Below are 26,942 nucleotides of genomic sequence, written 5' to 3'. Positions count from 1 at the left end.
ACCGCCGATGTCTCGCCGTGCGTCCATGCGGGGCTCGTTGGGCAGGGGCTTGTCGCCCGATGCCGGGCCGTCGCCTCATGCGCTGACGCGCCCCTCGCGACAAAGGGGGAAACGGACGTATGATTCGGGTGATCACTTAGGGTATCCTCCCGGAAGCTCGATGCGGAAAGGGCACACATGTACCGGCTCGCAGGAAAGAGGACCGTTTGAACGCGAAGAAGGCGGAGCTGTTGGGGGAGGTGGATCAGGACGATCCTTATCCCGCCTGGGCGAAACTCCGGCAAGAAGGGCCTGTCCGCATAGCGATGCTCCGCGACGGGTTGCGCTGCTGGATGGTGACGCGATACGAGGATGCCCGCGCCGCACTGGGAGACCCGCGTTTAAGCAGAGATCCCCGAATCGCCGGCCCGTCGTGGCAAGAGTCTGATCGCGGCCGTCAACTGGAAGACGGGGCCGAACTGGGAGCGCATCTTCTCACCAGAGAGGCTCCTGATCATGTTCGGCTGCGCCGGCTGGTCTCCCAGGCCTTCACGGCGCGCCAGGCGAAGAGCATGCGCGCGCGAGTGCAAGAGATCGCCGACGCGCTGATCGACGACTTCGAGGGCCGGGGAAGTGCGGAAGTCATTACGGACTTCGCCTATCCTCTGGCGATCACCGTCATCTGTGAGGTACTGGGCATACCCTCCGAGGGTCATGGCATCTTCCGGCAGTGGACGTCCAATGCCGTCACCCCCCATACCGGCGAGGCGCCCGCATACGAGGACCCGAGCGACTACCTGCGCTCGCTGGTCGCAGCCAAGCAGAGTGCACCGGGTGGCGATCTGATAAGCGTGTTGGTCGCCGCGGGACAGGAGGGCCAACTCAGCGAGACCGAACTCCTGTCGATGATCTTTCTCCTGCTGATCGCGGGTCATGAAGGAACGGTCGGCCTTATTGGGAATGCGACTCTGACCTTACTGGACGACGCAGACCGGCTCGCGTTCCTGCGCGCCCGGCCCGAACTGTGGGATTCGGCCGTCGAGGAGTTCCTCCGTTATGACGGCCCGATGGAATTGGCGGCGTGGCGCTTCACGACGGAACCGGTCACCATCGGCGGCACTCTGATTCCGGCCGGTGAGCCCGTGGTGATCGCCTTGGCCGCGGCACATCGTGACCCCGCCAAATTCCCCCAGCCTGACCGGTTCGATGTCACCCGGCCCGACATCCCTCACCTCGGGTTCGGCCATGGTGTGCACTATTGCCTCGGGGCACCACTCGCACGGGTGGAGGCCAGAGTCGCGTTGGAGACCCTTTTCCGGCGCCTTCCCGATATGGTTCTCGCAGATCCCACCGCACCTTTGCGCCGGCAACCGAGTTTTGTCATCCGTGGCCTGCATGAGCTTCCGGTCAGTTTCACTCCGGTCGGCCGATCACCATCCGGGGCGCGCTAGGATGCTCTTCCACAAGTCAACCGGCTCCCCTCGCAGGTGGGCCCGAATATGTCCTGCTCGTGGATCGTTGACCTCTTCGTAGAGCACCAGCGCGGCCTCCCATGATTCTTGGGCGCTCCGCTCCCCCAGGAACTGCAAGAGATGGCCTCGCCGGGCAAGGCCGTCCGCCTCTCCCCACCGGGAGCCCGCCGAACGCCGTGCCTCCAGGGAACGGTCGAGACAGTCCAGAGCCTCCTGATAGCTTCCACAAGCGATATGAACTTCGGCGATCTTGACCAAGGTCAGGCCTTGACCGTCGCGGTTTCCGATGTCCTCGAATATATTGAGGGATGTCTGGAGGGTGTGGAGGGCGTTATCGAATTGCTTCCAGCCGTGGTAGGCGTCGGCTATTGTGAAGAGGGCTGAAGCCTCGCCATGCCTGTCTCCCACTTTTAAGAAGATCGACAAGGCCTGGTTGGCATAGTAGAAGGCCTCTTTCAGCCGCCCCTGGTCGATGGCGAGGAATCCTGAGCCGGCCAGGGCCCACGCCTCGCCATGCCGGTCTCCGATGCTCCTGCGAATGGCCAGGGAGTGTTCGAACAGCTCCTGAGAGCGGTCATTTTGGCCCAGCCACCGGTAGGCGTCGGCAAGACTCGTCTCCACCCATCCCTCCGCGTAGGGGTTCTGGGCCATGCGCGCAGCCTGCTGCGCCAGCGTTGTCACGCCCACCCACAATTGCCCAGGGTTGCGGAGCAGACGAAGGTAGTCCCACAGCGACACGGCTATCTTCCATACCGCGTCATAGAGCCCGTACTCCATGGCCAAGCTGACGACGGACATAAAGTTCGGCGCCTCGATATCGAACCACCGCAAGGCCGCTTTGTCGTCGTTGAAGCTCATCGGAGTGCAGCCGGGTTCTGGTGGGTCAAGTTTGAGTGGGTTCAGCCGAAAAGGGGCCAAGGCTCTTCCCCCGGCGGCCGAGCTGTGCAGGTACCAGTCGGTCAGCCGCCGCACCGCGGACTCGCAGTTCATCCGGGACTCTTCGGCCTCCTGGCGTTCAACGGCGTACAAGCGCATCAGGTCGTGGAAACGGTAGCGGCCGCACCGCGCCGCTTCGACGAGATGAACGCCACTGAGCCTCTCGAGCAGGTGCCGGGCGCGTACGGTCGACACTCCCGCCAGTGCGGCGGCGGCCTCCACACTGAAGTGTGAGCCCTCGAATAAGCCGAGTAACCGGAATACATGTGCTTGAGCGGCGCAGAGGTCCTTATAGGACCACTCGAACACTGTGCGCACAGCCACGGAGTCGTCAGTGGCCAGCCCGTCCAGCCTCTGCTCCTTGGCCGTCAGTTCCTCCACCAACTCGCTGATGGGGCGATGCGGGTGGGCGGCGACGCGTTCGGCCGCGATCCTCAACGCCAACGGCAGATGCCCGCAAAGGTCCGCCAAAGCGGCCAGAGAAGCCGCTTCTGCCTCGGTTCGGGCCTCACCGACTGCCGTGCGCAGTACGGCCATCGACTCTTCCGCGGTCATCGACCCGATCCCAACCCGTTCGACACCGAACTGGATGGCCAGGCCGTTCAACCTGCGACGGCTCGTCACCACCACCCCGCATCCGCTGGAATTGGGTATCAGAGGCAGGACCTGCTCAGAGGAGGTGGCGTTGTCCAGCAGGATCAGGACCCTCCGGGTGGCCAGGACGGTGCGATAGATTCGTGCTCGTTGTTCCACTCCTTGAGGAATGTCCCGGGTCGGGACTCCGAGAGCGACGAGAAATTCCTCTAGAACGTCCTCCGGCTTGGCCGGCATCCTCTTTCTGGAATAACCATGCAGGTCAACGTAGAGCTGCCCGTCTGGATAGAGTCCTTCGCCTTGGGCGTTGATCTCATGGCCCAGACGTAGCGCGGCGGTGGTCTTGCCGGCGCCAGGAGGGCCGTCAATGGCCACGATCGCGGGATCATCCTGTGCCAGAACTTCGTGCATACGGCGTAGTTGAGGCACGCGACCCACGAAGCCGGCGAACGGCGCGGGTAGTTGAGCCGGTCCTGGTCCTGCTTCGACGGATGCCAATGCGATCAGTGTGCCACCCGCCTCGAGCACCTCATCGCAGCGTCTGGCGACCTCATCGGAGGGTGTTCTGCCGTTCTTAATCTTGCTCAGCCAGCTGGGGTGGTATCCCGCCAGCTTCGCCAAGCCACGCCACGACAGGTCACGCTTCGCCAGGAGGCGTTCCAACTCCGCAACGAACAGGGATGATGAGTTGTCCCTGACCTTTGGCATGGACTCTCCTAAGGATTCCTTCGCTCATCTTCGGTGGAATCCCGCGAGGGGGCGATGTTTCTCGGTTCAACTGTTCGCCGCATTCAAGGTCAGGCGACCTTGCCTTCCTGAGAGATGCGATGCCGTGAATATATCTTGACTCTGGAGGTCCTGTCGATCCAAGGTCGTTCAGGAATCGGGACGCGCGAGAACAGGCGCCGAGGGAAAAGGTGCACGTCGTGTCCACGCCGATCGAGAGGGCCGACTTCGAGGCGAGAGGACGGTCGCGCCCCTACGAGCTTGCGCTCCTCACAAAGGCGAGGCCCCGGACAGATCCGGCCACCACCGCCGGCCGGACCGCGGCGCATGCACCCTGGTTGACCTCTCGGCGCCGCCGACCCCGGTGCGGCCGCGCCCATCCTTGCGCTCCCGCCGCGGCCTGGGCAATCGCGTGATACGAGAAGCAACGCGCCTCGGTGGACGGCGGGCCGTGACGGTCTGTTTCCTCGAAGAGTCAACAGCATCAACGTTGTTCGCCTGCACCGCGAACGTCGAGACTTGGGTTACGTGTCGTAGACCGCCGGCCCGTGACATGTATTCCGTGATTGGCCGACGACATCGTGCCGAGAGATGGAGCTGCAACTTTTCGCACTGAATCGCACCAGATGGCCAGGTATGTTCCGGACTGCTGTCCCTCCCGTCGAGCGCGCGCTCTTCGGCTCGTCCCGTCCGCCGATGACATGGGGATGCGGCCGGCGCTTGGTCAGGATTTTTCACTAGGGACACGTTGACCGACTCGGGCACGAGTGGGAGACCGAGCGAGATTCGGTTCAGAGGAGATAGACCTTGACTACTCGCAACGGGGGAACCACCTCATCGGATGCTGCCCAGATGAGGGGACAGGGGCCGGGAATAGACTACGGATTCCGGCTCTCGGCGGTCGAGACAGTGGCTATCCGTTCCTTGCTCCCTGCGGACTCGCCACGAAGCATTCGAGAGGATCTTCAGCATGTGCGACTGCTGTCCGGCCTCGAGACCGCGCTGCCTCCGGTGATCGTCCATCGCCCCACCATGCGCATCGTGGACGGGATGCACCGACTGCGCGCCGCGGCACTGCGCGGAGACAAGACCATACGCGCGCGCTTCTTTGAAGGCGACGAGAGCGATGCCTTCGTGATCGCCGTCAGCGAGAACACCGCTCACGGCCTTCCGCTCTCCGCCGGCGAGCGCGCCGCGGCCGCCGACCGGGTCGTCCGGTCTCATCCGCACTGGTCTGATAGGGAGATCGCCAGGATTGCGGGACTGTCCGCGCGCGCGGTGAGCGACATCCGCCGTGCAGCATTCGCGGAGGGGAGCCAACCGATGGCGCGACTTGGACGTGATGGGCGCGTTCGTCCGCTGAACAGTTCCGATGGTCGAATCCGGGCGGCGAAGTTGATCGCAACGGCGCCGCATGCGTCTCTCCGGCAGATAGCACAACAGACGGGGATCTCACCCGGCACGGTGCGTGACGTGCGCGACCGGTTGAGAAGAGGGGAGGACCCCTTGCCGACTTCCCTGCGGTCCATCAGCGGCCGCTCCGCCCCCGGCTCTCAGAACCGGTCGGTTCCGCCGGACACACACGAGCAGACGGTCCCGTCCGGCCAGCGTAGAGCGCGTAGTCTTCGGCCGGAGCGTGGCCAAGGCCGCACGTCCCTGGAGATCCTCATCAAAGATCCGTCTCTCTGGTCGGCTGAGCGTGGCCGGCTCCTTCTCCGGTTGCTCAGCATCACCGCGTCCCTCACACCGTGCAGGAAGGAGTTGATCGAAGCGGTTCCCGGGCACTGCATCGGCTTGGTCTACCAGGTGGCCAAGGAGAGTGCCGCGGCCTGGGCGACGTTCGTCGATGATCTGGAACAGAGAGCGATGGGGGCGACGACAGGGACGGATGGATGACGACCCTGACCGCTCTGTCCGCGACGCCACATATGTGCAAGTGCGGGGTGACAGCAGTTGCACATGCGGAGGGTGGAGCCATGGATCTGTGAAGCGCACAGATCCCCTGATCGGTGGACTCGGAATCGGGTGTAAGGCACGGTCGGCCATCAGCCGGCCGAGTCCGATCGAGGCCGAGCCCACTAGAGCAAGCGCGAGACGGCCTGTGACATGGCGAAGGCCCCACCGCTCGTCGCCCTCCCGGACACAACGCGACCAGCTGGGCCCGGTGGGGCCCTGGCAGACCGATGGTGGAATCGCCATCGGCTGTTCCTGGCGGTTCTGGTGTCCGCCACAGCGATAAAAGCCGTCACAATGCTGGGATATCGTCCTGCGTGGCTCTACTATGGCGTCTTTGCCATGCCGCAGATCGCTGCCTGCTGGGCGCTACGTTCGCCACCGTGCCGGTGCTGCTCAAGGCGATCGCGGCGATGTCACGGAGGGCGTCGTCCGTATGGGCGACACCGTGCGGCGGCCGTTGAGGGCGTCCAGTCCGACCGTGCACGCTCTGCTCCGCCATCGGCAAGCGGCGGGGTTCGATGGGGCGCCGCGGGTGCGCGGCATCGACGAGCGCGGGCGCGCGGTGCTGTCCTTCTTGCCGGATGAAGCGGCGCCCCGCCCCCCTGAGGCCGCACGCGGTGAGCGACGAGACTCTGGTCCGGCTGGCCGTGCTGGTGCGCCGGTTGCAGGACGCCGCGCGCCTGCGGATGTTCTGCGACGCGTACGGCTTCTCCGCGCGTGAGCGGTGCCGGCTGCTCGAGGTGAGCAGCCTCCGGTTCGACCATTCGTACGTCGCGATGCGGGCGCGGGCGGAGCGGGACGGCGGCGGCTGGGCCCGCATGTGGCGGCAGGGCGCGGGCGAGCGCATCCGCAGAGCGGCGGCCCGGCTCGACGCCAACTGGGATGACCTTCATGCTCATCTCGGGTGACCGGCAGAGGTACGTGCTCGCTCGCCTGTGGCGCTCTGTTCGACCTTCTCCGGAGTGCTCGTGATATGAGGAACGTCGGCATCGCCGGACTCCTTTCTCGCCATCAGGCTGCTCGGCACACGGCCCATCACCATTACCGGCGAGAGGGAGACGTCGTGGGCGAGCGGTCGTCGTGGCGGACGCATGCGTCGGTGCGGTGACGGCTCCAGGTGTGGCGGCGGAGTGGCTGACCCGGCGCAGGTCGGCGGCGCGTGTGGCGCGACCGCGGTAGCAACTTGGGCCGTGCTCGGCGGGACGACCTTGAGAAGGGAAGGGGCCGACATGGCCCGCGCCCTGGAGTCGGACGACCTGACCGCCGCATGGGCGAGGCTGCCGCACCTGTGCGGATGCGATCCGTCCGGACCGACGCCGGAGGAGCTGGCCCGGGCGACGGTCGAGTCGATCGCGGAGAACACCTCGGACGCCTTGGTAGCCCCGCCGGCCTGGGGTGCGGTGGCCGGGGTGCCGGGGTTACTGGCGTACCGAGCTATCGACACGCTCGACGCCATGATCGGCCACCGGTCCGAGCGGTACGAGCGGTTCGGCTGAGCGGCCGCCCGTCCGGACGATGTGGCGACCTATGTCCCTGCCCGGATAACCGGGCTCTCGCAGATGGACTGGCATCAGCGCCCGCCGGCCGGAGTTGAGCTGGCGCCAGGTCGAGCCGCTCGCGGTGGCGGCGGATGAGGCCGGGCAGGTAGGACGGCGTCTGATGTGAGAACGGTTGCGCAACACGGTAGAACGGCGAATCGAAGCCTGTGGTACATAGGCTGATCTCGGTCAGCGGCCTTTTATGTGCGTACTGTCCTGGAGGACGTTCCGGCCGCTCGCCGCAGCGTCGACTCGAAAGGATAATTGTCGCAGATAGCGAGTTGACAATTTCGATCCAGCCGTGTAAATATCTGACATGCTATGACAAATAAGAAATGATTCACGCTAGCTGACCTGATGTGTGCATTTGACAACCCAATGGTATGGGGTGGCCACGATGTACAGCGGAGAAACGCAATCCCAGCTGCGAATAAAGATGGCGTTGGACCATGTTGAAGAGTTGTCGCCGCGTCAGCTCGAGGTTTTCACATTCTTCGGGCAGGGATTGTCGGCAAGGCAGATCGCGACCCGGATGAATATCACTGAGAACACCGTCAAACTGCATTCGGGACGAGTCCTCGTGGTGCTCGGCCTAGAGTCGCGATTGCAGGCGGGAATTGCAGCATATGCGTACTGTTACGGGTGTTCATGTGGCGGTGTGCGAACATGCCAGTGCAGCGCACCCGGACAATCTATGCGATGCGCCTCATGTCGCGAGCCCGATGGTCGACGACCAGCCTGAATCCAGCGGGCTATACTCCAGTGCAGTGAGAGAGAGGCCTTCTCGGACGCGCTGTGACGGAAGTGGGCCGCCGGTCTTTTAAGGTCGGCTTGACCTGCGATGAGCGGGCGTCGACGACACCAGTTCGCTTAGGGTGCGTTACCGCTCGGAGGTGGAAAGCGGCCGGAGCACTACTCCAAGCACTCGCTCCACTGGAACGTATCCGATCTGCCGGGAATCGAAGCTCTTCTCACGATTGTCACCGACCACCACCAGCTTCCCCGGAGGCACATGGGTATCCGGTACATGAGCCAGAGCCGGCGCTTGGTCTGATGGCACAGGGTCACCCGGCACGGCGACGACCCTCTTGATCATCCAATGGCGATCGGATATCACGACGGCTCCGGCCCTTCCTGGAATCGGTGAGCCGAGCCACTCGGCCCCGCGTGTTGGGCTTTCCACAACGACGACCTGTCCAGGAGCCAAGGATCGGTTCCGTTGTACGAGCACCCGATCGCCATCATGATAGGTCGGCTCCATGCTCACACCACGTACAGTCACCGCGACCAGGCTGCGCCCGAGGTATGTAGTGACAGCCGAGGCAAGGCTGAACGCCACGGTGAGCAATCCATAGACCAGGACCAATCCCGAAGCAGCGGTGGACAGCACGGCCACCATGGATGTCCACAGCAGCACCGTGGTGATTGTCAATGCAGCCTGGACGAGCAGCAAGCCGCACGCACGACTCCTGAAACTCCGTGGCGCCCGTGGCATCGGCCGCGCGTGCACCGAACCGAACGTCTGCGAATTCGGCCGTGTTGGACCAAAGGCCCCTTCTGCGGGCCCGGGCCCGGCATCGGTGGTCATTGCCCTCCTACGATCACCGTTTGGTTATCCGCCTGGGTTGATAGCCAGGAGTGTGCAGAGTCAACAAACGAGCGTATTGCCCAGCAGCCGACATGAGAGTCGCAGGGTCACACTGGTCGACGAAGCGCCCATCGGAGAAGACGTCAATGCTCGATACAAGCTGCCGAAAGCGCCACCAGCGTCTCGCCGTATGGCGGCCTGCGGTTCAATGATTCACCGTCGATCGTGAAGAACGTGAACTCACCGCGTATCGGTGGTGAGGGCGGAACAGTTCGACGACGTCATCCAACACGGTGACCATGCCGCCCAGCACGAGGCCGGCGAACAGGGCGACCACTGCTCCACCCCCGTCGACGGCTCCGTCCGACAGCGTGGTCACCGCGCCGATGGCCGCAACAGAGAGCAGCACGACGTTCCGTACGACGTGGCGCAACCCGAGAGGGGTCACTGAAGCGCCGAAACACCGGCAGTGAGCACGCACGCCTCCGCGCACAGCAAGCGCGATGCCGACGGCGAACGCCGCCAGCAACCCCACTGCGATCGCGAATCCTGTGATGACGATCCATGGACCCGGAGTCGCGAGCGTGACGCAGACCGAGAACTCAGCGCAGACCACAATGAACGCCACCGGCCGCACCAGTCTCGAGGGCAGAGTCTCCATGTCACGCACCGATACAACGAATGCGTCGAACGCGTCTCGCCCTTTTACCTTGCTGAAAGACGAAACAAGGAAGACCGTGCCGATCAAGCATCGGATTCCGATCGCCACGTACTGCATCAGAGCATCTCCCTTGAGGGCCATCTTGATGCCGTCGATACGGCCGCCGGCTACGGCACTTGAGCAGACCGGGACCCGTCCGCCTCACGAAACATACAACGCGGTGTACGCGGGGGAGAAGCTCAGGACGCCTACCAGAATGGACTATTGCTATCTATCTCTTCGTCTAACAATGTAGTCAAGGAAGTGCCGTGAGGCATCGTCTGACCACGTCAGGAGTGTGGAGATGTACCGGAAGCTGGAGCAACTCGGAACTGGCCTTCTCGGCCTGTTCGTGCCCAAAGTGGAGGCATCGGCCAGTGCCGCTAGCTGCGCGTGGAAGTCCTTCAGCTCGTGCTTCGAGTGCGGTGGCCGCCCGTGCACGTCATACTGCTGCACAGGCCTGGGATGCGACCACACGAGCTCGCGCTGCGGCTGATCTCCGGGTTCGTCCGCGCTCTCCTCGCCGGGGTCGAATAGCCGCGTTGCGCTGAGAGCCGGGCAGCTTCTCGGAGAGTTGTGTTGAAGTGCCTTCCGGGACGGGTGGTTTGGTGGCACGTCTCGCCGCCGCGCGCCGGAAGGCACCTTCAAAGTGCGCCCGTCACCCCGGTGTTCTTGGATTCTGATCGTGATCTGCACGAAGTGCGGCCGACGTGCTCATATTGGCGTCGCCACTGTGACCAGTGAAGGATCTCAGGATCCGCCCGGTGGAGAAATATACGACCAGGGCGAGGAGCCTCGCGACGGCTCCCCGATCGCCCAGCGCCGGCGACGTGTACGAACGCCCCCAGCGGCATCGCGCTGCAGGCCGGAGCAGCGATGAAAGGCCGACTCGCCGACGGTGGCGTTGCGCCGGATGAGCAGGCGATCAACGGATTCGTGCCAGGTGGGCTAGCTGCTTGCCTTGACGACATGTTCTGAATGCTCAGAACCACTAAGAAGAGTCCCGGCCATCCTCCGGGATGTACGGTCACCGGCTAGAGGAGGGTCCTGTGTCTTTCCTGGTTGCGGCGGTAATTCTGGTCGGAGTGCTTTGCGTACTCAACCTGATTCTCATGGTGGGAGTGATAAAGCGGCTCCGTGAACACACCGAGCTGCTGTCCGGCATGGACGGCAGAGGAGGACTCCGTCCCTCTATAGGAGTCGGCGACGAAGTAGGGCCCTTCTCCGCCTCCACGGTGGACGGGACAGAGTTGAGCCGGGCGTCGGTGACCGACGATACCGTGGTGGCGTTCTTCTCTCCGAACTGCCAGCCGTGCAGGGAGAAGCTTCCCAGGTTCGTGGAATACAGTAGGTCGCTGCCTCGCGGACGAGACCAGGCGGTGGCGGTCGTGATCAGCAGCGATCCCGGCGAAGCGATCGACTTCACCACCAAGCTGTCTCCCGCGGCCGTCGTGGTGGTGGAGGCCCCTGACGGTCCGGTGAGCAAGGCTTTCGAGGTCAAGGCGTACCCGACCCTGCTGCGTGTGGCGCCGGCCAACGGTCGGCTCGTGGTGACCGAAGAAGATGTGGAACTGCAGCAGCCGGCCACTGCCACAGCATGAGCTCTGGCCAGAGTCCAGTGAACGCCTCCGACGAAGCCGGCAGGGCCAGCGGTGCAAATGGCGCCTTGGATCAGCCCATGGGAGCCAGTGCCGCGATGCGCTGGATCATCGCTTCCTGCGTGCTCGTCACCAGGGCTGTGCCAGGCATGCTAGTGCTCTACATAGCCCTCACCCTGGCCGCGGGCGTGCTACCGGTGACGACCGCCTGGCTGACCAAGTCGATATTGGACGGTCTGGTTGGCGGCGGCTCCGTCAACGCGGTGATCGAGCTGACCGCAGGGCTCGCCGTAGCAGGCGTCATCACCGCGGTACTACCCCAGGCCAATCAGTACCTCCGGGCGGAGATGGATCGCCGCGTCGGCCTGCTCTCCCAGAACCGGTTGTTCACTGCCGTAGAAGGCTTCATCGGCATAGGGAATTTCGAGAATCCCTACTTTCTGGACCGGCTACGACTCGCGCAACAGGCCGGCAGCATGCCGAACCGGGTGGTGGACAGCGTCCTCGGCATCTTCCGAGGCCTGATCACGATCACAGGTTTTCTGGCTTCACTGCTACTGATCAGCCCGGTCATGACCTTTCTGCTTCTGTTATCAGGGGTGCCGACTCTGATCGCCGAGATCGCGCTGTCGAAGCGACGGGCCGGTATGTTCTGGAAGATCGGTCCGGTGGAGAGGCGAGAGTTCCTCTACCTTGAGCTCCTGTCGAGCGTTGAGGCCGCGAAAGAGATCCGTTTGTTCGGCATCGGCCCTCTGCTCAGAGAGCGTATGGTGCGGGACCGGCTTACGGCCAACGCGGCGAAGAGGGCGTTGGAGCGACGCGAGGTCACCATCCAGGCCGGATTAGGTGTGCTGACCTCGGTGATTTTCGCAGGAGGACTGTTCTGGGCAGTGGGAGCGGCACACGCCGGGCAGCTGACGGTCGGCGGGATCACGATTTTCGTGGCAGCGGTGGCGGGCCTGCAGACCGGACTGGCCACCCTGGCCAGAGACGTCTCAGTCTCGCACCACGGGTTGCTGATGTTCGGGCACTACATGGCCGTGGTCACGGCGCCTACCGATCTGCCGATGGCTCCGGCGGCGCCTTTGTTGCCGCCATTGCGGCAGGGAATCGAGTTGCGCAACGTGTGGTTCAGATACTCTGAGGCACACCCCTGGGTGCTACGCGGTGTCGATCTTCATATTCCTTACGGCAAGGCAATGGCCATCGTCGGGTTGAACGGCTCGGGCAAGTCGACTTTGATCAAGCTGTTGTGCAGGTTCTACGACCCGGTCCGTGGCTCCATTCTGTGGGACGGGGTCGATATTCGCGACATCGATGTAGGCGATCTGCGGAAGAGAATCGGCGCCGTTTTTCAAGACTATATGAGCTACAATATGACTGCCGCGGAGAATATTGGTCTCGGTGACGTTTCCCTGCTGCGTGACCGTAAGCGCATAGAGATCGCGGCGAAGCGCGCAGGGATCCACGGCAGGCTCGCGGAACTACCACACGGGTACGATACGCTCCTGTCCCGGATGTTCTTCATGGAATCTGAGAAGGAAGACCCGGAGACCGGCGTGGTCCTATCCGGCGGGCAGTGGCAACGACTTGCGCTGGCACGAGGACTTCTCCGAGATCAACCTGACCTGATGATTCTTGACGAACCCTCCGCAGGACTGGACGCCCAAGCGGAGTATGAAATACATGATTCGCTGCGGGAGCACCGAAAAGGGCGGACCAGCATTCTTGTCTCGCACCGGCTCGGCGCCGTACGTGATGCGGGCCTCATCGTCGTGCTCCGCGACGGACAGATCGTGGAAAGAGGCGACCATGCCACACTGATGGTCCGTGACGGGGAGTACGCGCGGTTGTTCGCGCTACAAGCGGCTGGTTACCACGACTCCGTGGCCACGGAGACGACGGTGGCGGTGAGGAGCGGGGGGTCATCATGAGCCCGGGACGCCACAGTGGTAGTGCTCCGCGAGCTCAGCGAATGGCGGACCCGTTCACCCGCGGGGACGTTCGCGCGCTGCGCCGCACTGCATCGGACCGTGAAGATGGATCGTCGCCGGCTGCCGTCGACAGGCGTCGCAGGTATCGTGGCTCCCTATTCGTCCGCAAGATACTGTTCGTCGGAATGCTGATTCTGTGGGGCCAGGCCTTCCTGCTTTGTATGCGCCAGGCATGGGGGTGGGGCTCCGCCTGCAGTGTTGCGGCACTGATACTTGGCCTCGTCATGATCGTCTCGGCATCGCTGGCTCACAGACTCGTCACGGTGACAGTGCGAGGAGAGAGCATGGCGCCCACCTACCATGACGGCGACCAGGTCATCGTGCGTCGAGGTCAAGCCCCGCAGGTAGGGCAGGTCGTCATAGTGGAGCAGCCGGACGCTGACCATGAATGGCGTGAACCACCATTGCCAACGAATGCGGGAGCGGCATTGGTGGTCCAACGGAACTGGATGATCAAACGTGTGGCCGCCACCGCGGGTGCCCTTGTTCCCCGCGCCCGGATCCCTGCTCTGGCGAAGGTGTCCGAGGAGGTCGTCCCGCAAGGCAAAATGGTCCTCCTGGGGGATAACCGAAGTGCCAGCTATGACTCTCGGCACGTGGGCTACTTTCCTGCGGAACGCATATTGGGGATCATTCGATAGTTCACTGCAGCGATTTGTCACAGCCGTCACGTCCACATATCCCATCACGGGTAGAAGGAGGAACGATAATGCTGCGCCAAATCGAGACCATGGGAACGGCTCTCCTGGGGTTGTTCGTTCCCAAAGTCGACGCAGGAGCATGTGGCACTTGGGGCTGGAAGTACTTCGCCAACGGCTGTCAAGGGTGCGACGCCTACGTCGGCGGAATCTACTGCCAGGAGGCCTGCTGGGGGTGGTGCGCTAGTGGCTGCGGATGCGATCAGTCCAAGAACCGATGCGACTGGGGCGCGCGCTGCAGGCCATAGCCGCCCACCTTCGGGTGCTATGTAGACGCTGAAACGGAGCAACATCGTCCGGGGCTTCGCCCGTGTCCTGCAGCCCTGGAGGGCCCGGGCCACGGTCGGCCTGCCGTCCCCGCCGCCGCTCACCGTCCGCCAGGCCACCCACTGGTTCCTGCGCAACCCGATGACCTCGACACCCACGAGCGACAGCACCTACGGGCGCTGACCGCAGCCCGCCCACCCCTGGCCGCCGTCCGCGACCACGTCCGGGCCTTCGCCGACATGATGAACCTTCGTGGCGGCCGCCTCGAGCGGTGGATGAACCAGGCTCAGGCCGATGACCTGCCCGAACTGCACAACTCTTTCCTCACCGGCTTACGCCGCGACTACGATGCCGCCTTGGCCGGCCTAACCCTGCCTCACAACTCGGGACGGTCGAAGGCCACGTCAACCGCATCAAAATCTCAAACGCCAGATGTTCGGCCGAGCCAACCCCGACCTCCTGCGCGAACGCGTCCCCCTCGCCGACCGACGAGGTCGACCTCACGAAATCAGTGCCAGAGCCGGTTTTCACGTGTCGTGCCGTCGACAGAGGACTCTCGGGAGCGGAGGCCTGTTCCCGTTCTGTGACCGCTGTACGACACACCTCCTCCTCGCCTTCCGCGTGATCCAGCGGTCCAGAAGTGCATTCGGCCCACCGGTTCCAGGAGCCGGTGCCCGCGCTCGGCATGAGCGGCTTGGCCGCTCGTTTCCGATCTGGGGCGTTATCGACCGTTTTTCCCGCAGCGTCCTCGGGGTTCGGACTCCTGGAGTCGAGCATTGATCGGGCGCATCCCCTGATCGGGGGTCATACCGCTCCTCTCACGGTTTCTCCTGGTCATAGGGAATGCTGAGGCGCCCACTCCACTGGCGATCCGCCTACCCCTTACGCGACGAGTCAGGACGCGCCGCCCAGCCCGACACCGCCACTCCGTGAGCGGGTCTGCGGACCTGTGCTGAACCGGCCTTGAATGTCCAGTATCGATGTTAAGATGAAATGGTATCGTATTGGCGGCATTCGTGATTGCCGGTGACCCTTCGCCAGTGAACGGATATGGGGATGACGGTTCCCGGCGGGGCCCAATATGAGAGGAGTAGGGAGATCAAGACGGCAGTCGTCCGACCCGAAGGCGAGTTACCCGGCGATGAGAGCGCTCGAAAAGGGGTGCGTTCGCGCATCCAGAAGTCATGGTCGATATTATGGGCTTCACATAGGCCCTTTGCCGCAGTCCTCGTCGTGGCAGCGGCCCTTCGAGTCGTCACCATGCTGGGCTATCAACCCCCAAGACTATACTGGTACGACTCTTTCACATACCTGAACGTCACCCTTCACCTCAGGCCCGCGGCGGGATATCAGCCCGGGGGTTTTCAACCGAGCGGTTATCCTATCTTTCTCTGGGCGCTGCAACCGTTCCACAGTATCGTGCTGGTCGGGGTGATCCAGCATTTAATGGGTTTGGCCGTGGGCGGGATGACATACCTGGTCCTGCGTCGCCGTTCAGTGCCCGCATGGGGCGCGATAGCCGCAACCTTGCCCGCACTGTTCGATGCTTCCTTCCTGCGCCTTGAACATGGGATTCTGCCCGATGCACTGTTCATCTTCCTGGTGATGAGTGCGGTCACCGTGGCGCTGTGGTCGCCGAACCTGTCGATGCGGACCGCGGTCGGCGTAGGCCTGCTCCTCGCGGCGGCTACGTTGGTGCGGACGATCGGTCTGCCACTGCTCGTCGTTTTCGCGTTCTACGTGGCGGTACAAAGGATCGGCTGGCGCCGACTGGCCGCCTTGATCGTGGCCGGACTGCTGCCCCTGGCCATGTACGCCTGTTGGTTCCGGGCAGATCGGGGGAGATTCGGCCTCGCCGACGGTGACGGGGTCGCCCTGTGGGCGCGCACCATGACATTCGCGGACTGCTCGGTCATCAAGCCATCGACAGCCGAAGAGCATTTGTGTCCCAATGGTGCGAGACAGGACGCTGCCGGGGAATATGTGTGGGATCCGAAGTCGGCGATCAACCAGGCGCCGGGCGGGTTGGCCGACAACAACGATATGGCCCGATCCTTCGCGGTACGCGCCATCGCCGCTCAGCCACTGGACTATCTCCTGGACGTCCTGCACGACGTCTCGCTGGCTTTCGCTTTCCCCCCCGCGCGTCATCCTCTCCGTATCAAACCGGCCTTCGGTTTCGCACGCGGGTGTGCGCCACTGCCTGACAATTCCCAGATCTCCGAAGCGCGCAGAAAGTACGATCCGGAAATTTACGGGCAGTGCTCCGTCGAGCCGTACGCGAGTTTTATGATCGCTTACCAGTATCCTGCCTACCTGCCGGGCCCGCTACTTGCCGTGATCCTGCTCGTAGGTGCGGCAGGAGTTTTCCGGCGGCCGCGTTCGGTGTGGCTCCCATGGGCAGTCGGAGGCGTCCTGCTCGTGGCCCCCGTGGCGGTACTCGATTTCGACCACCGTTACGTGCTGCCGACCGTTCCCTTTGCGTGTCTCGCCGCTGCCTTAGGGATCAACGAACTGCGCAGGAAGGGCCGGGGATCGGCGCAGAACGATTCTGTGCCCATGTCCGACTCCCCGCACAATCGAACCTGATACGCAGGGTTCGCCTGCCAAGAAGAAGTCCGGTTCCCCGTCAAAGGACACCCGGCAGTAGCAGTGCCATGACGATATCGCGTCGCAACGCGGAATGCCGATCGAGCTCGTCCCGGTAGGCCGGGCGCATTCTTCGGGTATCGCGCGCTTGCCCGCACCGCGTCGGCCGCCGCAATCTTCCACTTTTTTTGATCTCTGGGCCGACCTGGGACGGATGATATTCCAGTGACGGCTCGTACGGCTGGGCGGATGTGGATTCGGCCACCGCAAGATCAATGGTTTCCGTACGGACAGTCCAACGATCCACCCAGGAGGAGGCCGGCTAGGACACCCCGCCCGCGTCTCGGACCGCCAGTATGGTGCGCCAGCCGTCGAACATGTCGCCGAAGCGGAGGCGAGCAGATGGGACGCGGGCACTCCGGGGGAAGCGCGGCTTCGGGTAATCCTCCGCGCGCACATCGAGCGGCATGGCGCCGCGGCTGACGGGCGGTTGTTTCGCACTGCGACCGGCGGCGTCTTATGAGTCGTTCCGGGTCCGTCTCTCCCTCCCAGGAGGTCTGCTCCCGCCCAAGATCACGATGCGGAGGCACGACTCCAGCTCTTGCCGCCCATCTTCATCCAGTTCGAGCGGAGGCTCAGACCGGGCTGCCCAGGTACAAGGGCCTCCAGTCAAGCCCCGAACCCCAGGCGGCCTCCGAACGTGCCCAGCCTGTGGCCGTGCTCGTGGTGGATCGCGCGCCTTCGCGGCGTCTGCACGGATGAGTCGGGGCCACTAACCAGCAAATTGGTTATATGGCGGGAAGTGGGTACGAACATCGCACGTTTGACGGACCCGGTCCAGGTCAGCAGCCAGACCGACCTGCCATCCGAGAGGACCCTCGATGACGACCGCGAATCAGGCCGGCCGGCGGCTGGAGGGTGCGGCACGGCGAATTGCCGACCATCCCGTTCTGGAGAAACTCGCCAGAGTCGGATTCGCCGCCCGCGGCGTCCTATACGCGATCATCGGGCTGGCCGCCCTCCAGATCGCCTACGGCAGAGGTGGGGAGGCCGACAAGAGCACTGCGATCCACATCGTGCGCGACGCGCCTCTCGGTGACACTCTGCTCTGGGTCATGGCCGTCGGCCTGGCCGCATTGACGATCTGGCACGTCTCCGAGGCCATCTGGGGTCGGCCCGAGGTCCATTACCGCGTCGAGTCCATCGCCAAGGCCGCCGTCTACATCGCCCTTGTGTTCTCGATGGTGGCCCTGCTCACCCACAACAAGGCCGCCTCCTCGACCGACAGCCAGTCGCAGGATGCCGCCAAGGCGCTGTTCGACCTGCCCGGTGGCCAGATCCTGGTCGCCCTGATAGCGCTTGTCTTGATCGGCTTCGGCGTGTCCTGGATTCACGAGGGGTGGGCCGGGAAGTTCATGCGGGACATGCACGTGGCCGAGCCGCGGGCCCACGCTCTAGTGGTCAACATCGGCAAGGTCGGCTATGTCGCCCGTGGCGTCATCGCTATCGCCGCCGGCGCGCTGATCGGCAAGGCGGCCCTCACCTACGACCCCGACAAGGCGGTCGGCATCGACGGCGCGCTCAAGTCGCTCGCTGATACCCCGATCGGTCCATGGCTGCTCGTCGTGATCGCTGTCGGCTTGGTGCTGTTCGCCGTTTACTGCTTCGCGGAGGCCCGCTGGCACCGGGTGTGAGCCGTACGGCGTGCGAGTGCGGTGGCGGGCGGGCGCGGTCACGGGGTGGCGTTGCCGGTGGCCCAGGCCCAGGCGGCGATGCCGACGCGGTTCCGGGCCCCGAGCCTGCGCTGGATGCCGGCGATGTGGTTCTTGACCGTGCCGGGCGAGATGAACAGGGCGGTCGCGATCCCGGCGTTGGTGTGACCTTGGGCGACCAGGCGGGTGATCTGGACTTCGCGATCGGTGAGCCGCGTGCGGTTGGTGCCATCGATGCGGTCGGACGCGGGCCGCGGTGGCGTGGTGAAGGCGCGCAGGAGCCGTACGGTGATCTGCGGGCTGATGAGGGTGTCACCGGACATGGCCGCGCGGACGGCTTCGGCGAGCAGGGTGGGGCTGGAGCGTTTCAGCAGGAAGCCGCAGGCCCCGTTGCGCAGTGCGGTGTGGACGTAGTCGTCGAGGTCGAAGGTGGTGACGACCACGACGCGGATCGGGTCGTCCACCTGTGGCCCGGCGAGCAGGCGGGTCACCTCGAGCCCGTCGACGCGGGGCATCCGGATGTCGGCGAGCACCACGTCAGGGCGCAGATGGCGAGCCTGTTCGACGGCGGTCGCCCCGCAGGCGGCCTCGGCGACGACGGTCATGTCCGGCTGGGCGTCAAGGATGATCCGGAACGCGCTGCGGATGTTCTCCTGGTCGTCGGCGACCAGAACGCGGATCGCCCCGCCGGTCATGCCGTCACCGGCCGGATGTCCTCGCCGTGGAGCGAGGCGGCCAGCGGAATGGTGGCGGTGACACGCCATCCGTGCGGAGCATGGGGGCCGGCGGCCAGCTCGCCGCCGAGCGCTTCGACGCGTTCGGTCAGGCCGGCCAGGCCGAACCCGCCGCCGCGGCCCGCGGTGCCGAGCACGTGGGCGGTGGATGCGGGTCCGGTTCGAGCGTCGCCGGATGCGGGTCCGGTTCGAGCGTCGTCTGTCACGGTGACCTCCAGGGCGCCCCCGGTGAGATCACCCACGATACGGCGGACGGTGACCTCCACCCGGCTCGCCGTCACCGCGTGGCGGCGCACGTTGGTCAGTGCCTCCACGACGATCCGGTACGCCGTGGCGGCCACTTCCCGGGGCAGGACGCCAGCCGACCATCCAGCCGGTCGCAGAGCTCGCCGCTCGGTGTTCACCGCTGAGCAGCAGGACGCCGGCGGTCGCGGCCAGCGACACGATGCCCGCCCCGCCGGTGACCGCCGCGATCCGGCGGCCGTCGTACGGCCAGGCGGCGAGCACCCCGAGCGCGGCCGCCATCGTCAAGGACATCGGCAGCGTGGCCGGCGGGCCGTACGCGAGCGCGGTGACGATTCCGGTCAGCGCCACCAGGACCGCGGCGGCCGCACCGGCCCGGCGGCGCCACCGCGGGGCTCCGCTGAGTCGTGTGCGCATACCCCCGAGCCTAGGTACCCAGCCGTTCTCCCGGCCTGTGCCGAACGGCACATTCACCCGTCCGAATCCCCCTCGGCCATGCCGTTCGGCACATGGGCCGACGGCCCATGTCTCCTCGACGCTGAATCCAGGAGGTGTCCTTCACAGGGCCGCGGACAAGGGTTCGTGCCGCCTGGGATGCCTGCGGGCGCGGGTGCGTCCGGACGTTATGCCGGAACAAGATCAATGGGATGTGATGGGGAGATGCTCCGCTGGTGGAGGTACTGGCCGGCCTGGTCGGGATACGTGGCGGCCGCGTGGTCGCTGTCGTATGGGGCGCTCGGGCTCTTCTGGGCGCTGGGCGGCGGCGGTTTTCCGTTCGCGTCGGTCGACGACGAGCATGCGACGGGTTCGATCCTTGAGGGCGGGCAGGTCGGGATCGTCGCTCCGGCCATGGCCGTCATCGGACTGGTCGGCGCGATGGTCGCGATGGCGATGGCCAGGGCATGGGGACGAGGCGGCACCCGTACGGCACTGGTCGTCTTCGGCTGGGCCCTGGCCGGAACGCTCGCCCTGGTGATCCCTGACTACACCCTGCTCGTGCTGGTGGCCTTCGCCCCGGTGCTGCTGGTGTTCGCCTTCACCGGGGTGCCGGGGCCGCAGGACGGCATCGGGGACATCCTGTACTGGCATCGGGTGAACCTGATCGTCGTCTTCGCCGGTGGCCTGCTGTGGGCCCTGGCGACCCTCGCCTACCAGAGGCGTACCAGGCGGGCGTGCGCGCATTGCGGCCGGTGGGGCGTGGTGACCGGGCGGTGGACCACGCCGGACGCGGCGCGCCGCTGGGGCCGATGGGCCGTCTACGTGGCGTGCGCCGCGCCCGTGCCGTACGAGGTCACCAGAATCGCCTGGTATTTCGGAATTCCGCTCGGCATCCCCGAGGACTTCGCGCGGATGATGCGGGAGACGCCCGGCATGCTGGAGGTGGGACTCGGCTGCGCCATCGCGTCGATCTGCGGATGTGCCCTCACCCACGGCCTCGTCCACCGGTGGGGCGAGGTCTACCCACGCTGGGTCTGGTTCAAGGCGGGCCGGCGAGTTCCGCCGGCGCTCGCCGTGATCCCCGCATCCGTCATCGCGGTCGTCCTGATACCCGCCGGCCTGATGAACGTCCGGATGGGCGTCGACCTCGCCTCGTGGGGCGCCAACGCGCCGAGCATGCCGTGGATCGTGTGGGGCGCCGCACTCGGCGCCGCCGCCTGCGCCTACGCCCTGCGCCGGCGCGGAACCTGCCGCCACTGCCAGGCGGCCGAGGACTTCGATCGGTGTCTGCGGGAGGGCGATCAGATGCGGCTCTGACGGGCCGCCGCCGGTCGCCACCGTCGCATGGGGGGTACTGCTCACCGCCAAGTGGGCGGTCAGCCTGACCGGGCCGCTGTGGGTCGCCACCGCCGCTACCGCCACCGCCGCCGCCACCGCCGCCGCGGCGGTCGGCAGGAACAGACTCATCTCGGCGACGCCCAGCGCCGGCCCGTCGGCAGGTTCACCACTCGCAGATCCGGTCCGGCCAAGGCCATCGCCTCCGAGGCGGTGCCGGTGGTGCGGAACAGCACCGAGAGTGGATCACGCCCGTGTGCGTCGTGCACCGGGATCAGCACCTCCGCGCCGACCGCGCATGCCCCGGCCACCGCCTGGGCGGGGCCCATCACCAGGCGCGGCCCGAACAGCGGTCGCAGGCCGTTCACCGGGAGCAGTGCCACGTCCACCGGAGGATGCTCGGTCCGGTACCGCTCCAGCGGCGCCACCTCGGCGATCTCTCCGCCGAAGAACACGCGCGTACCGGCCGTGCTGAACACGTAGGCGTTGTTGGGCCACACCAGAGTCCGCCCCGCGGGAACGACCTGCATCGACACCCCGGATGCGATCTCACGTACCTGCCCCCAGCGAACGTGCTCGGCATGCCGGAACCCCAGAGCTCTGGCCCGGCGCGCCATACGTGAGGTGGGCACGTACACCGGTGTGGAGCCCTTGCCCGGGAGCATGCGTAGCGCACGGAGATCCCAGTGGTTGGCGGCCAGGTTGGTGACGACGACGGCGGCCAGCGGCGGCAGATCGGTGATGCGCAACCCGAGCGGCTCGCCTCGGCGCAGGAACCATCGATCGATGAACCACGGGTCGGTGAGCACCGCGTGGCCGTTCAGTTCGAGAAGTACGCAGGAGTTGACCACTCGCGTCACCGCGAAGGATTGCTTGATCATGCGGTGAACGGTGCCGCTTAATGTACACATGAAGTCAAGCGGGGACCTGACCATCGGCGAGTTGGCAGAACGCTTCGAACTGGCCACACACGTGCTGCGGTACTGGGAGAGCAGGGGCCTGATCGAGCCCGCGCGGCGCGTGGGCGGGCAACGTCGCTACGGACAGGACGCTCTGGTGCGGGTGACGCTGATCCAGATGGCGAAGGAGGCGGGTCTCGGATTGCGAGAGCTGAGCACTTTGCTGTCCACACCGGATCCCATGGATCACCGAGAGCTCTTGCGTGACCATGTCACCCGACTGGAGCAGCGCATCACGCGGGCACGCGCGGCCAAGGACCTGATCGAGCACGCCCTCGCCTGCCCTCGCAGCTTCGCCGACTGCGAGCACGCCCGTGAGCAGATCGCGGCTCGTATCCCGCCCGGCCACCCGCACCGTGGCCCCGACACGTATTGATGCCTGGAGCGAAGTGTCACCACACGCTCCAGGCAGGGGCTCCGGCTCTGCGAGTCGGGTACATCAGGGCATCGTCCATCGGACGAGGTGGTGCGGCTTGCGCTGCCTGAGCCGTCGAGTCGCCGCTCGACGGCCCAGGTCGACTCAGGTCAGGCTTGCTCCTCAGGGCCGGGAAAAGCGAACGCCTCCAGGTCCTCGGTCGGCCAGAGCCGGTTCGCGTGACCTGCTCGAGGGCGAGGGTGGGCTCCACCCGTTGCGTGGTGCTCAGCGGACGGTGACCCGGTCGCCGGCCGGTGCGTTGACCGGCGAGTTCTTCACCAGGTAGGTGGCCAGGGCCCCTCTGTCGTCCGGGCCTCCGCGATAGACGCTGGCGACTCCGGGCCATCGGGGGAACCCTTCGTAGCCGCCCACCAGGACGTAGTTGGCCGCGATTCTGATGACCTGGTCGTCGGTCACCGGGACGCCGTTCAACGTCATCTCGGTGACAGCGCCGCCCTCCAACGTGTAGCGGAGCGAGGACGACGGCGTGAGCACCCAGCCGTCCGCGTTCGGGTGGGCGAGGACGGACTTCAGCGCGGCGCCGGTGACCTCCCACACGTCCACCGCGAATCCGGCAGGAAGCGTCGCGAACACCTCCTCGTAGGTGACCGGGCCCGCGTCGAGGTCGAGGTGGAATCCGTACCTGCTGACCAGGGCGGCCTCCGCGCCCGACCGGGCCTGAACGGCGTCGAGGTCGGCATCGGCGACCAGTTCGGCCAACGGGCCGCCGCTGGGCGTGCGAACGATGGGCTCGGAGGTTTCGCCGAAGGTGTCGTCCGCGTCGGGTATGCCGCACTTGAAGTAGTAGAGCGTGTTCGACGTGAGACCGTCGGGCTGCCGGAGCTCGATCTGGACCGACGTCTGACCTGATGTCGGTGTCTCGACGTCCCATTCCCAGTCGAGCGTCGCGAGCAGGGCTGTGAAGCTGCCGTTGTGCTTGGTGGGGGATTTGAGGCCTTTCCATTGCTCGGTGCCGACGATGCGGTATTGGATGAGTTGCAGGCCCGGAGGGAGTCCTTCGAAGGTTCCGTAGACATTGAAGGTCACGGGACACTTCGTCGCAGTGGTCCGCTCGAATGAGAGGGTGAGTTTCTGTACTGGATTGTCGGCCGATGCGAGCGGGGTGGAAGCCGTACCTGAGAAGGATCGCCGGGATGCGGCTTGCGCGGAGGGGACGAAAGCACCGGATGCCAGGATCGCGACGCTCGCCAGCCTGCCGATACGACGCCCAGCCCTACTGGGTGATCCCACAGTCTTCCCATCTGTCGATGACGACAAGGATGAGCGGAGACTAGCGACGCCGGCCGACAATTCCGCGCGCCGAATCAACGGAACGTTCACGAGAGAACCGGCCGCGGCTCCCGGCGCTCCGGCCAGTGCGTCGCACCGTTCCCGTATCTCGCCGCGACGGCATTCGGGAAGGCTCGCCGCGACGGCATTCGGGAGGCTTACGGCATGCCGGTCGGGTCAGGTGCTCTCGACGGGATCGGAGGCGTGCCCGCCGTTCTCCTCGTGCGAGGCCGTGTGTCGCGCGGCCGGTACCACGATCTCTTCGGTGTCCTTGTCACGCGTCACCCAGAGATGGACGAGCGCGCCGACGAACAGCACGATCGAGGTCCACTGGTTGATCCGCAGCCCCAGGAACGTGACCGCGTGGTCCACTCCGCCCACCGGGTCGATGCGCAGCCCTTCGATCCAGAACCGCCCGAAGGTGTACCCGGCGACGTAGAGGGCGAACAGGCGGCCGTGGCGCAGCGTGAACCGCCTGCCGGCCGTGATCAGTGCGAAACCGAGCGCCGCGTCCCACAGCGACTCGTACAGGAACGTCGGATGGTAGAGCACGCCTGGCTCGCCGCCGTGCGCCTGGTCGATCTCCAGGCCCCACGGCAACGTGGTCGGACCGCCGTACAGCTCCTGGTTGAACCAGTTGCCCCAGCGGGCGATCGCCTGCCCGAACGCGATGGTGGGCGCGACCGTGTCGGCCACGGCGCCCAGAGACAGCCCCCGGCGGCGGCAGGCCAGCCACATGCCCACGCCTCCCAGGGCGACCGCGCCCCAGATGCTGAGCCCGCCCTCCCAGATGAACAGCACCCGGTAGGGCTCCTTGATCGCGCGCGGGCCGAAGTAGGTCTGCCAGTCGGTGATGACGTGGTAGAGGCGAGCGCCGATCAGTCCGAAGATCACTGCGGGGAGCGCGAGGTCGCTGATCGTGCCCTTCTCGCCGCCGCGGGCGCGCCAGCGGCGCTCGCTGAGCCAGATGCCGAAGAGGATCGCGACGACGAAGCACAATGCGTAGGCCCGGATCGGGATGAATCCGAGATACCAGACCCCCTCGGAAGGGCTCGGAATCGAGGCAAGGGGCATGCCGGTGAGGCTAGTGAACCTGCAGCCGCTTGGCCGCCGTCGTGACCTGATCGCAAACTTCTACGGCGTGACGGCGCCGCTGGTCATGCGCGAGCTGCCCGGGTCACGACCCGACCCGGGCTTACCAGGGCCGGACGGCTCGTCGATCAGTAGGCGCACTGCACCACGACGTCGTCGAGATCGACCTGGGCGGCGTGCCAGTACGGCTGCCGCTGCACTACGGCGAATCGCAGGACGACGTCGGAGCGCTGGGCCGTCCAGCTCACCGTCTGCTGTTCCCAGCCGTGGATCCAGTCCTGGGTGATCGACTTCAGTGCGATGTACGTCCACGTGTCAGGATCGATCACCTCGAGGTTGAACTGGGCCCATTCTCCCCACAGCTCCGTCCAGACGCCGGCGGTGCAGCGTGCCCCCGGGTGGAGGCTCACCGGGGTGAGGTGGATGGTCCGCCCGAGCGCGCACCAGTCGCCGCCGGTGTAGGCCATCATGCTGGCCCACCCGCTGCCGGTACGCGGCGTGCTCGACGAGCCGCCGAACGACGGGCCGCTGCAGCCGCCGTTCACGGTGAACGTCCATCTGGACGCGGGATTCGTCGACGGCTCGAACCCGTCGGTGAGCTGCCAGACCCCCGCGGACGCGGGCCCGGCGGGCACGAGAACCGCTGCGGCGGCGATGACCGCCGCCATCAACGCGCGCGACAGTGCTGAGCGCATGAATGAACTCCCACGTCTCGAGTCGGAACCAGGAAAGCAAGGTGAATGGTCCGCGTCGAGAGGGCGCCACTCGCGACGACATTGTCATTCTGGCGGCTGTCGCGGGAGTGTCAATGAAGGGGCGGCCAGATCTTTGTGGGGTGCGAAATCGGCCACGCGGGCAGCCGGTCGCCGAAAAGCGGCTCCGAAACATTCACGGCGGTTATCCGGCGGATGACGTGCTCGCTCCGGTGAGCACAGTGGAAGTGCGTGTCACCGCGAGCGAGAAATTTCTATGACAAGCCTTGCTGCGATGTGGCGATATTCGTCAGTGCGAGACCGGCGCGGCGTACCCGGCGGGCGGCACCGAGACGTGGCGCCTGAAATGGCGGGCCGGGTGCGCCTGGTCGTGGAATCCGACCTCGACGGCCACTTCGGCCGGTGGTTCGCCTTTATCCGCGAGGTCGATCGGCTGGTGGCCTCCATCGGAGCAGACGTTCCAGAGCCTTTTCGGAGGCCGACCCCGGCTCGGTGGTGTAGATGTAGAGGATCTGATCGTCGGTACCGGAGACGGGGAAGGCCTCGTACGCGACCGTCAGTTCGCCGACCAGCGGGTGCCGGTACCGTTTGTGCCCGCGCCGATGCTGCACCACGTCGTGTGCCGACCACCATGTGGCGAACTCCGGCGAGGCCGCCGACAGTTCCTCGATCAGCGCCGCGAGCCGGGGGTCGTGCGGGAACAGGCCGACCTGCCGGCGCAGTGACGCGACGTTGTCCCGGGCGACCTCCTCCCACTCGACGTACCTTTCGCGGGCGAGCGGGTCGAGGAACACCCAGCGCGCGTGGTTGCGTTCGTCCGGGGGGCGCGCGTCGAAGTCGACCATGAGCCTGCGCGCGCCTTCGTTGGTGCCGACGATCGCCAGGCAGCGTCCCAGGATGAACGCCGGCGTGCGGATCGAGTCGAGCACCCATCGCATCGCGGGACGCGGCTCCGGCGATTCGATCAGGCCTGTCCGGTCGTCCGGACCCCGGACGAGGTTCACCATGTGTGCGTACTCGTCGTCACTGAGGCGAAGTGTGCGGCCGACGCCTGCGAGGATGTGGTCCGACGGCGAGACGCGGCCCTGCTCGAAGCGGATGTAGTAGTCGACGCTCACGCCGACGAGGTGGGCGACCTCCTCCCGCCGGAGTCCTTCGACGCGCCGCGCGGTGACGCCTTCGGAGATCCCCGCCTCCTGCGGGGTCACCCGTGCTCGCCGGGCGCGGAGGAACTCGCGCAACGGTTCGTTCGTAGGCACCTTCGTCATTATCCAGGAGCCGAAGGGGGGCCTCCCCGACCCCCTGTTGCCGGGACCGACCGTCCCGCGAAGCCTTCCTGAGCAGGCCGCCCGGCTGGTCGACTGGGCGCCGGGTCA

24 protein-coding genes are annotated in these 26,942 nt (G+C 65.7%); 12 read left to right on the top strand and 12 right to left on the bottom strand.

Translation table 11 applies throughout. From position 1 onward, the window contains the following. Nucleotides 1–206: 206 nt before the first annotated feature. A complete protein-coding gene (locus ACWEN6_RS06590) occupies nt 207–1,430 on the top strand; it encodes a cytochrome P450 family protein (protein WP_452569294.1) in 1,224 nt (407 codons plus the stop codon). On the opposite strand, the gene ACWEN6_RS06585 is transcribed toward ACWEN6_RS06590, so the two are convergent. Then, nucleotides 1,410–3,689: a tetratricopeptide repeat protein gene (locus tag ACWEN6_RS06585; RefSeq protein WP_452569293.1), complete on the bottom strand. Its 2,280-nt coding sequence runs from the start codon at nt 3,687–3,689 to the stop codon at nt 1,410–1,412. The two genes, ACWEN6_RS06590 and ACWEN6_RS06585, sit on opposite strands and share 21 nt — an antisense overlap. Nucleotides 3,690–4,679: 990 nt before the next feature. On the opposite strand from ACWEN6_RS06585, the gene ACWEN6_RS06580 reads away from it, so the two are divergent. The 4 genes from ACWEN6_RS06580 to ACWEN6_RS06565 all read left to right on the top strand — a co-directional run bounded on the left by ACWEN6_RS06580 (nt 4,680) and on the right by ACWEN6_RS06565 (nt 7,943). Further along, a complete protein-coding gene (locus ACWEN6_RS06580) occupies nt 4,680–5,603 on the top strand; it encodes a ParB/RepB/Spo0J family partition protein (protein ID WP_452569292.1) in 924 nt (307 codons plus the stop codon). Nucleotides 5,604–6,280: 677 nt separating this feature from the next. Next, on the top strand, nt 6,281–6,571 hold the full coding sequence (locus ACWEN6_RS06575; RefSeq protein WP_452569291.1) for a hypothetical protein: 291 nt from the start codon (nt 6,281–6,283) through the stop codon (nt 6,569–6,571). A 183-nt stretch (nt 6,572–6,754) separates the two neighbouring features. Continuing rightward, nucleotides 6,755–7,159, top strand: a complete 405-nt coding sequence (locus ACWEN6_RS06570; RefSeq protein ID WP_452569290.1) for a cobalamin biosynthesis protein — start codon at nt 6,755–6,757, stop codon at nt 7,157–7,159. A 439-nt stretch (nt 7,160–7,598) separates the two neighbouring features. Then, a complete protein-coding gene (locus ACWEN6_RS06565; RefSeq protein ID WP_452569289.1) occupies nt 7,599–7,943 on the top strand; it encodes a helix-turn-helix domain-containing protein in 345 nt (114 codons plus the stop codon). Between the two features lie 138 nt (nt 7,944–8,081). Here ACWEN6_RS06565 and ACWEN6_RS06560 read toward each other — a convergent pair whose 3' ends face one another. Both ACWEN6_RS06560 and ACWEN6_RS06555 read right to left on the bottom strand, forming a co-directional pair. Then, a complete protein-coding gene (locus tag ACWEN6_RS06560; RefSeq protein WP_452569288.1) occupies nt 8,082–8,654 on the bottom strand; it encodes a S26 family signal peptidase in 573 nt (190 codons plus the stop codon). A 340-nt stretch (nt 8,655–8,994) separates the two neighbouring features. Next, nucleotides 8,995–9,567, bottom strand: a complete 573-nt coding sequence (locus ACWEN6_RS06555; protein WP_452569287.1) for a MauE/DoxX family redox-associated membrane protein — start codon at nt 9,565–9,567, stop codon at nt 8,995–8,997. Nucleotides 9,568–10,538: 971 nt separating this feature from the next. Here ACWEN6_RS06555 and ACWEN6_RS06550 point away from each other — a divergent pair. From ACWEN6_RS06550 to ACWEN6_RS06540, 3 genes are all read left to right on the top strand, one after another. Then, nucleotides 10,539–11,090 (top strand): redoxin domain-containing protein, encoded by a 552-nt coding sequence (locus ACWEN6_RS06550; protein ID WP_452569286.1) that lies wholly within the window; start codon nt 10,539–10,541, stop codon nt 11,088–11,090. A gap of 95 nt (nt 11,091–11,185) precedes the next feature. After that, complete coding sequence (locus ACWEN6_RS06545; protein ID WP_452569285.1) at nt 11,186–13,021, top strand: ABC transporter ATP-binding protein; 1,836 nt, start codon at nt 11,186–11,188, stop codon at nt 13,019–13,021. Further along, nucleotides 13,018–13,722 (top strand): S26 family signal peptidase, encoded by a 705-nt coding sequence (locus tag ACWEN6_RS06540; protein ID WP_452569284.1) that lies wholly within the window; start codon nt 13,018–13,020, stop codon nt 13,720–13,722. Before ACWEN6_RS06545 ends, ACWEN6_RS06540 begins: the two co-directional genes overlap by 4 nt. A gap of 494 nt (nt 13,723–14,216) precedes the next feature. Here ACWEN6_RS06540 and ACWEN6_RS06535 read toward each other — a convergent pair whose 3' ends face one another. Continuing rightward, the gene (locus ACWEN6_RS06535) at nt 14,217–14,360 is read right to left on the bottom strand and encodes a hypothetical protein (protein WP_452569283.1); all 144 of its coding nucleotides are present in this window, start codon (nt 14,358–14,360) and stop codon (nt 14,217–14,219) included. A gap of 946 nt (nt 14,361–15,306) precedes the next feature. On the opposite strand from ACWEN6_RS06535, the gene ACWEN6_RS06530 reads away from it, so the two are divergent. Beyond that, a complete protein-coding gene (locus ACWEN6_RS06530) occupies nt 15,307–16,635 on the top strand; it encodes a hypothetical protein (RefSeq protein WP_452569282.1) in 1,329 nt (442 codons plus the stop codon). 881 nt (nt 16,636–17,516) lie between these two features. Beyond that, on the top strand, nt 17,517–18,329 hold the full coding sequence (locus tag ACWEN6_RS06525; protein ID WP_452569281.1) for a DUF1206 domain-containing protein: 813 nt from the start codon (nt 17,517–17,519) through the stop codon (nt 18,327–18,329). Between the two features lie 38 nt (nt 18,330–18,367). Here ACWEN6_RS06525 and ACWEN6_RS06520 read toward each other — a convergent pair whose 3' ends face one another. Genes ACWEN6_RS06520 through ACWEN6_RS06510 form a run of 3 tightly spaced genes read right to left on the bottom strand, consistent with a single transcriptional unit; the run spans nt 18,368 to nt 19,741 of the window. Beyond that, nucleotides 18,368–19,042, bottom strand: a complete 675-nt coding sequence (locus ACWEN6_RS06520; RefSeq protein WP_452569280.1) for a response regulator — start codon at nt 19,040–19,042, stop codon at nt 18,368–18,370. Next, nucleotides 19,039–19,362 carry an ATP-binding protein gene (locus ACWEN6_RS06515; RefSeq protein ID WP_452569380.1) on the bottom strand — a complete coding sequence of 108 codons (324 nt, stop codon included), beginning with the start codon at nt 19,360–19,362 and terminating at the stop codon, nt 19,039–19,041. Before ACWEN6_RS06515 ends, ACWEN6_RS06520 begins: the two co-directional genes overlap by 4 nt. After that, on the bottom strand, nt 19,316–19,741 hold the full coding sequence (locus ACWEN6_RS06510) for a hypothetical protein (protein WP_452569382.1): 426 nt from the start codon (nt 19,739–19,741) through the stop codon (nt 19,316–19,318). The genes ACWEN6_RS06515 and ACWEN6_RS06510 overlap by 47 nt, the downstream gene beginning before the upstream one ends. A gap of 243 nt (nt 19,742–19,984) precedes the next feature. Between ACWEN6_RS06510 and ACWEN6_RS06505 the strand changes: the two genes are divergently transcribed. Further along, nucleotides 19,985–21,079 carry a hypothetical protein gene (locus tag ACWEN6_RS06505; protein WP_452569279.1) on the top strand — a complete coding sequence of 365 codons (1,095 nt, stop codon included), beginning with the start codon at nt 19,985–19,987 and terminating at the stop codon, nt 21,077–21,079. 146 nt (nt 21,080–21,225) lie between these two features. Here ACWEN6_RS06505 and ACWEN6_RS06500 read toward each other — a convergent pair whose 3' ends face one another. Next, a complete protein-coding gene (locus ACWEN6_RS06500) occupies nt 21,226–21,978 on the bottom strand; it encodes an MBL fold metallo-hydrolase (protein WP_452569278.1) in 753 nt (250 codons plus the stop codon). A gap of 28 nt (nt 21,979–22,006) precedes the next feature. Between ACWEN6_RS06500 and ACWEN6_RS06495 the strand changes: the two genes are divergently transcribed. Further along, nucleotides 22,007–22,432, top strand: a complete 426-nt coding sequence (locus ACWEN6_RS06495; RefSeq protein ID WP_452569277.1) for a MerR family transcriptional regulator — start codon at nt 22,007–22,009, stop codon at nt 22,430–22,432. 264 nt (nt 22,433–22,696) lie between these two features. On the opposite strand, the gene ACWEN6_RS06490 is transcribed toward ACWEN6_RS06495, so the two are convergent. From ACWEN6_RS06490 to ACWEN6_RS06475, 4 genes are all read right to left on the bottom strand, one after another. Then, nucleotides 22,697–23,518, bottom strand: coding sequence for a 5'-nucleotidase C-terminal domain-containing protein (locus ACWEN6_RS06490; RefSeq protein WP_452569276.1), 822 nt, complete (start codon nt 23,516–23,518; stop codon nt 22,697–22,699). A 420-nt stretch (nt 23,519–23,938) separates the two neighbouring features. Beyond that, nucleotides 23,939–24,835: a prolipoprotein diacylglyceryl transferase gene (lgt, locus tag ACWEN6_RS06485; protein WP_452569275.1), complete on the bottom strand. Its 897-nt coding sequence runs from the start codon at nt 24,833–24,835 to the stop codon at nt 23,939–23,941. A gap of 146 nt (nt 24,836–24,981) precedes the next feature. After that, nucleotides 24,982–25,548, bottom strand: coding sequence for a hypothetical protein (locus tag ACWEN6_RS06480; protein WP_452569274.1), 567 nt, complete (start codon nt 25,546–25,548; stop codon nt 24,982–24,984). A gap of 431 nt (nt 25,549–25,979) precedes the next feature. Continuing rightward, complete coding sequence (locus ACWEN6_RS06475) at nt 25,980–26,825, bottom strand: helix-turn-helix domain-containing protein (protein WP_452569273.1); 846 nt, start codon at nt 26,823–26,825, stop codon at nt 25,980–25,982. Between the last annotated feature and the right edge of the window lie 117 nt (nt 26,826–26,942).

Source organism: Sphaerisporangium sp. NPDC004334 (assembly GCF_053602655.1).
The sequence above is the reverse complement of the archived record's forward strand: the minus strand, read 5'-3'. Positions and strand labels throughout refer to the sequence as shown.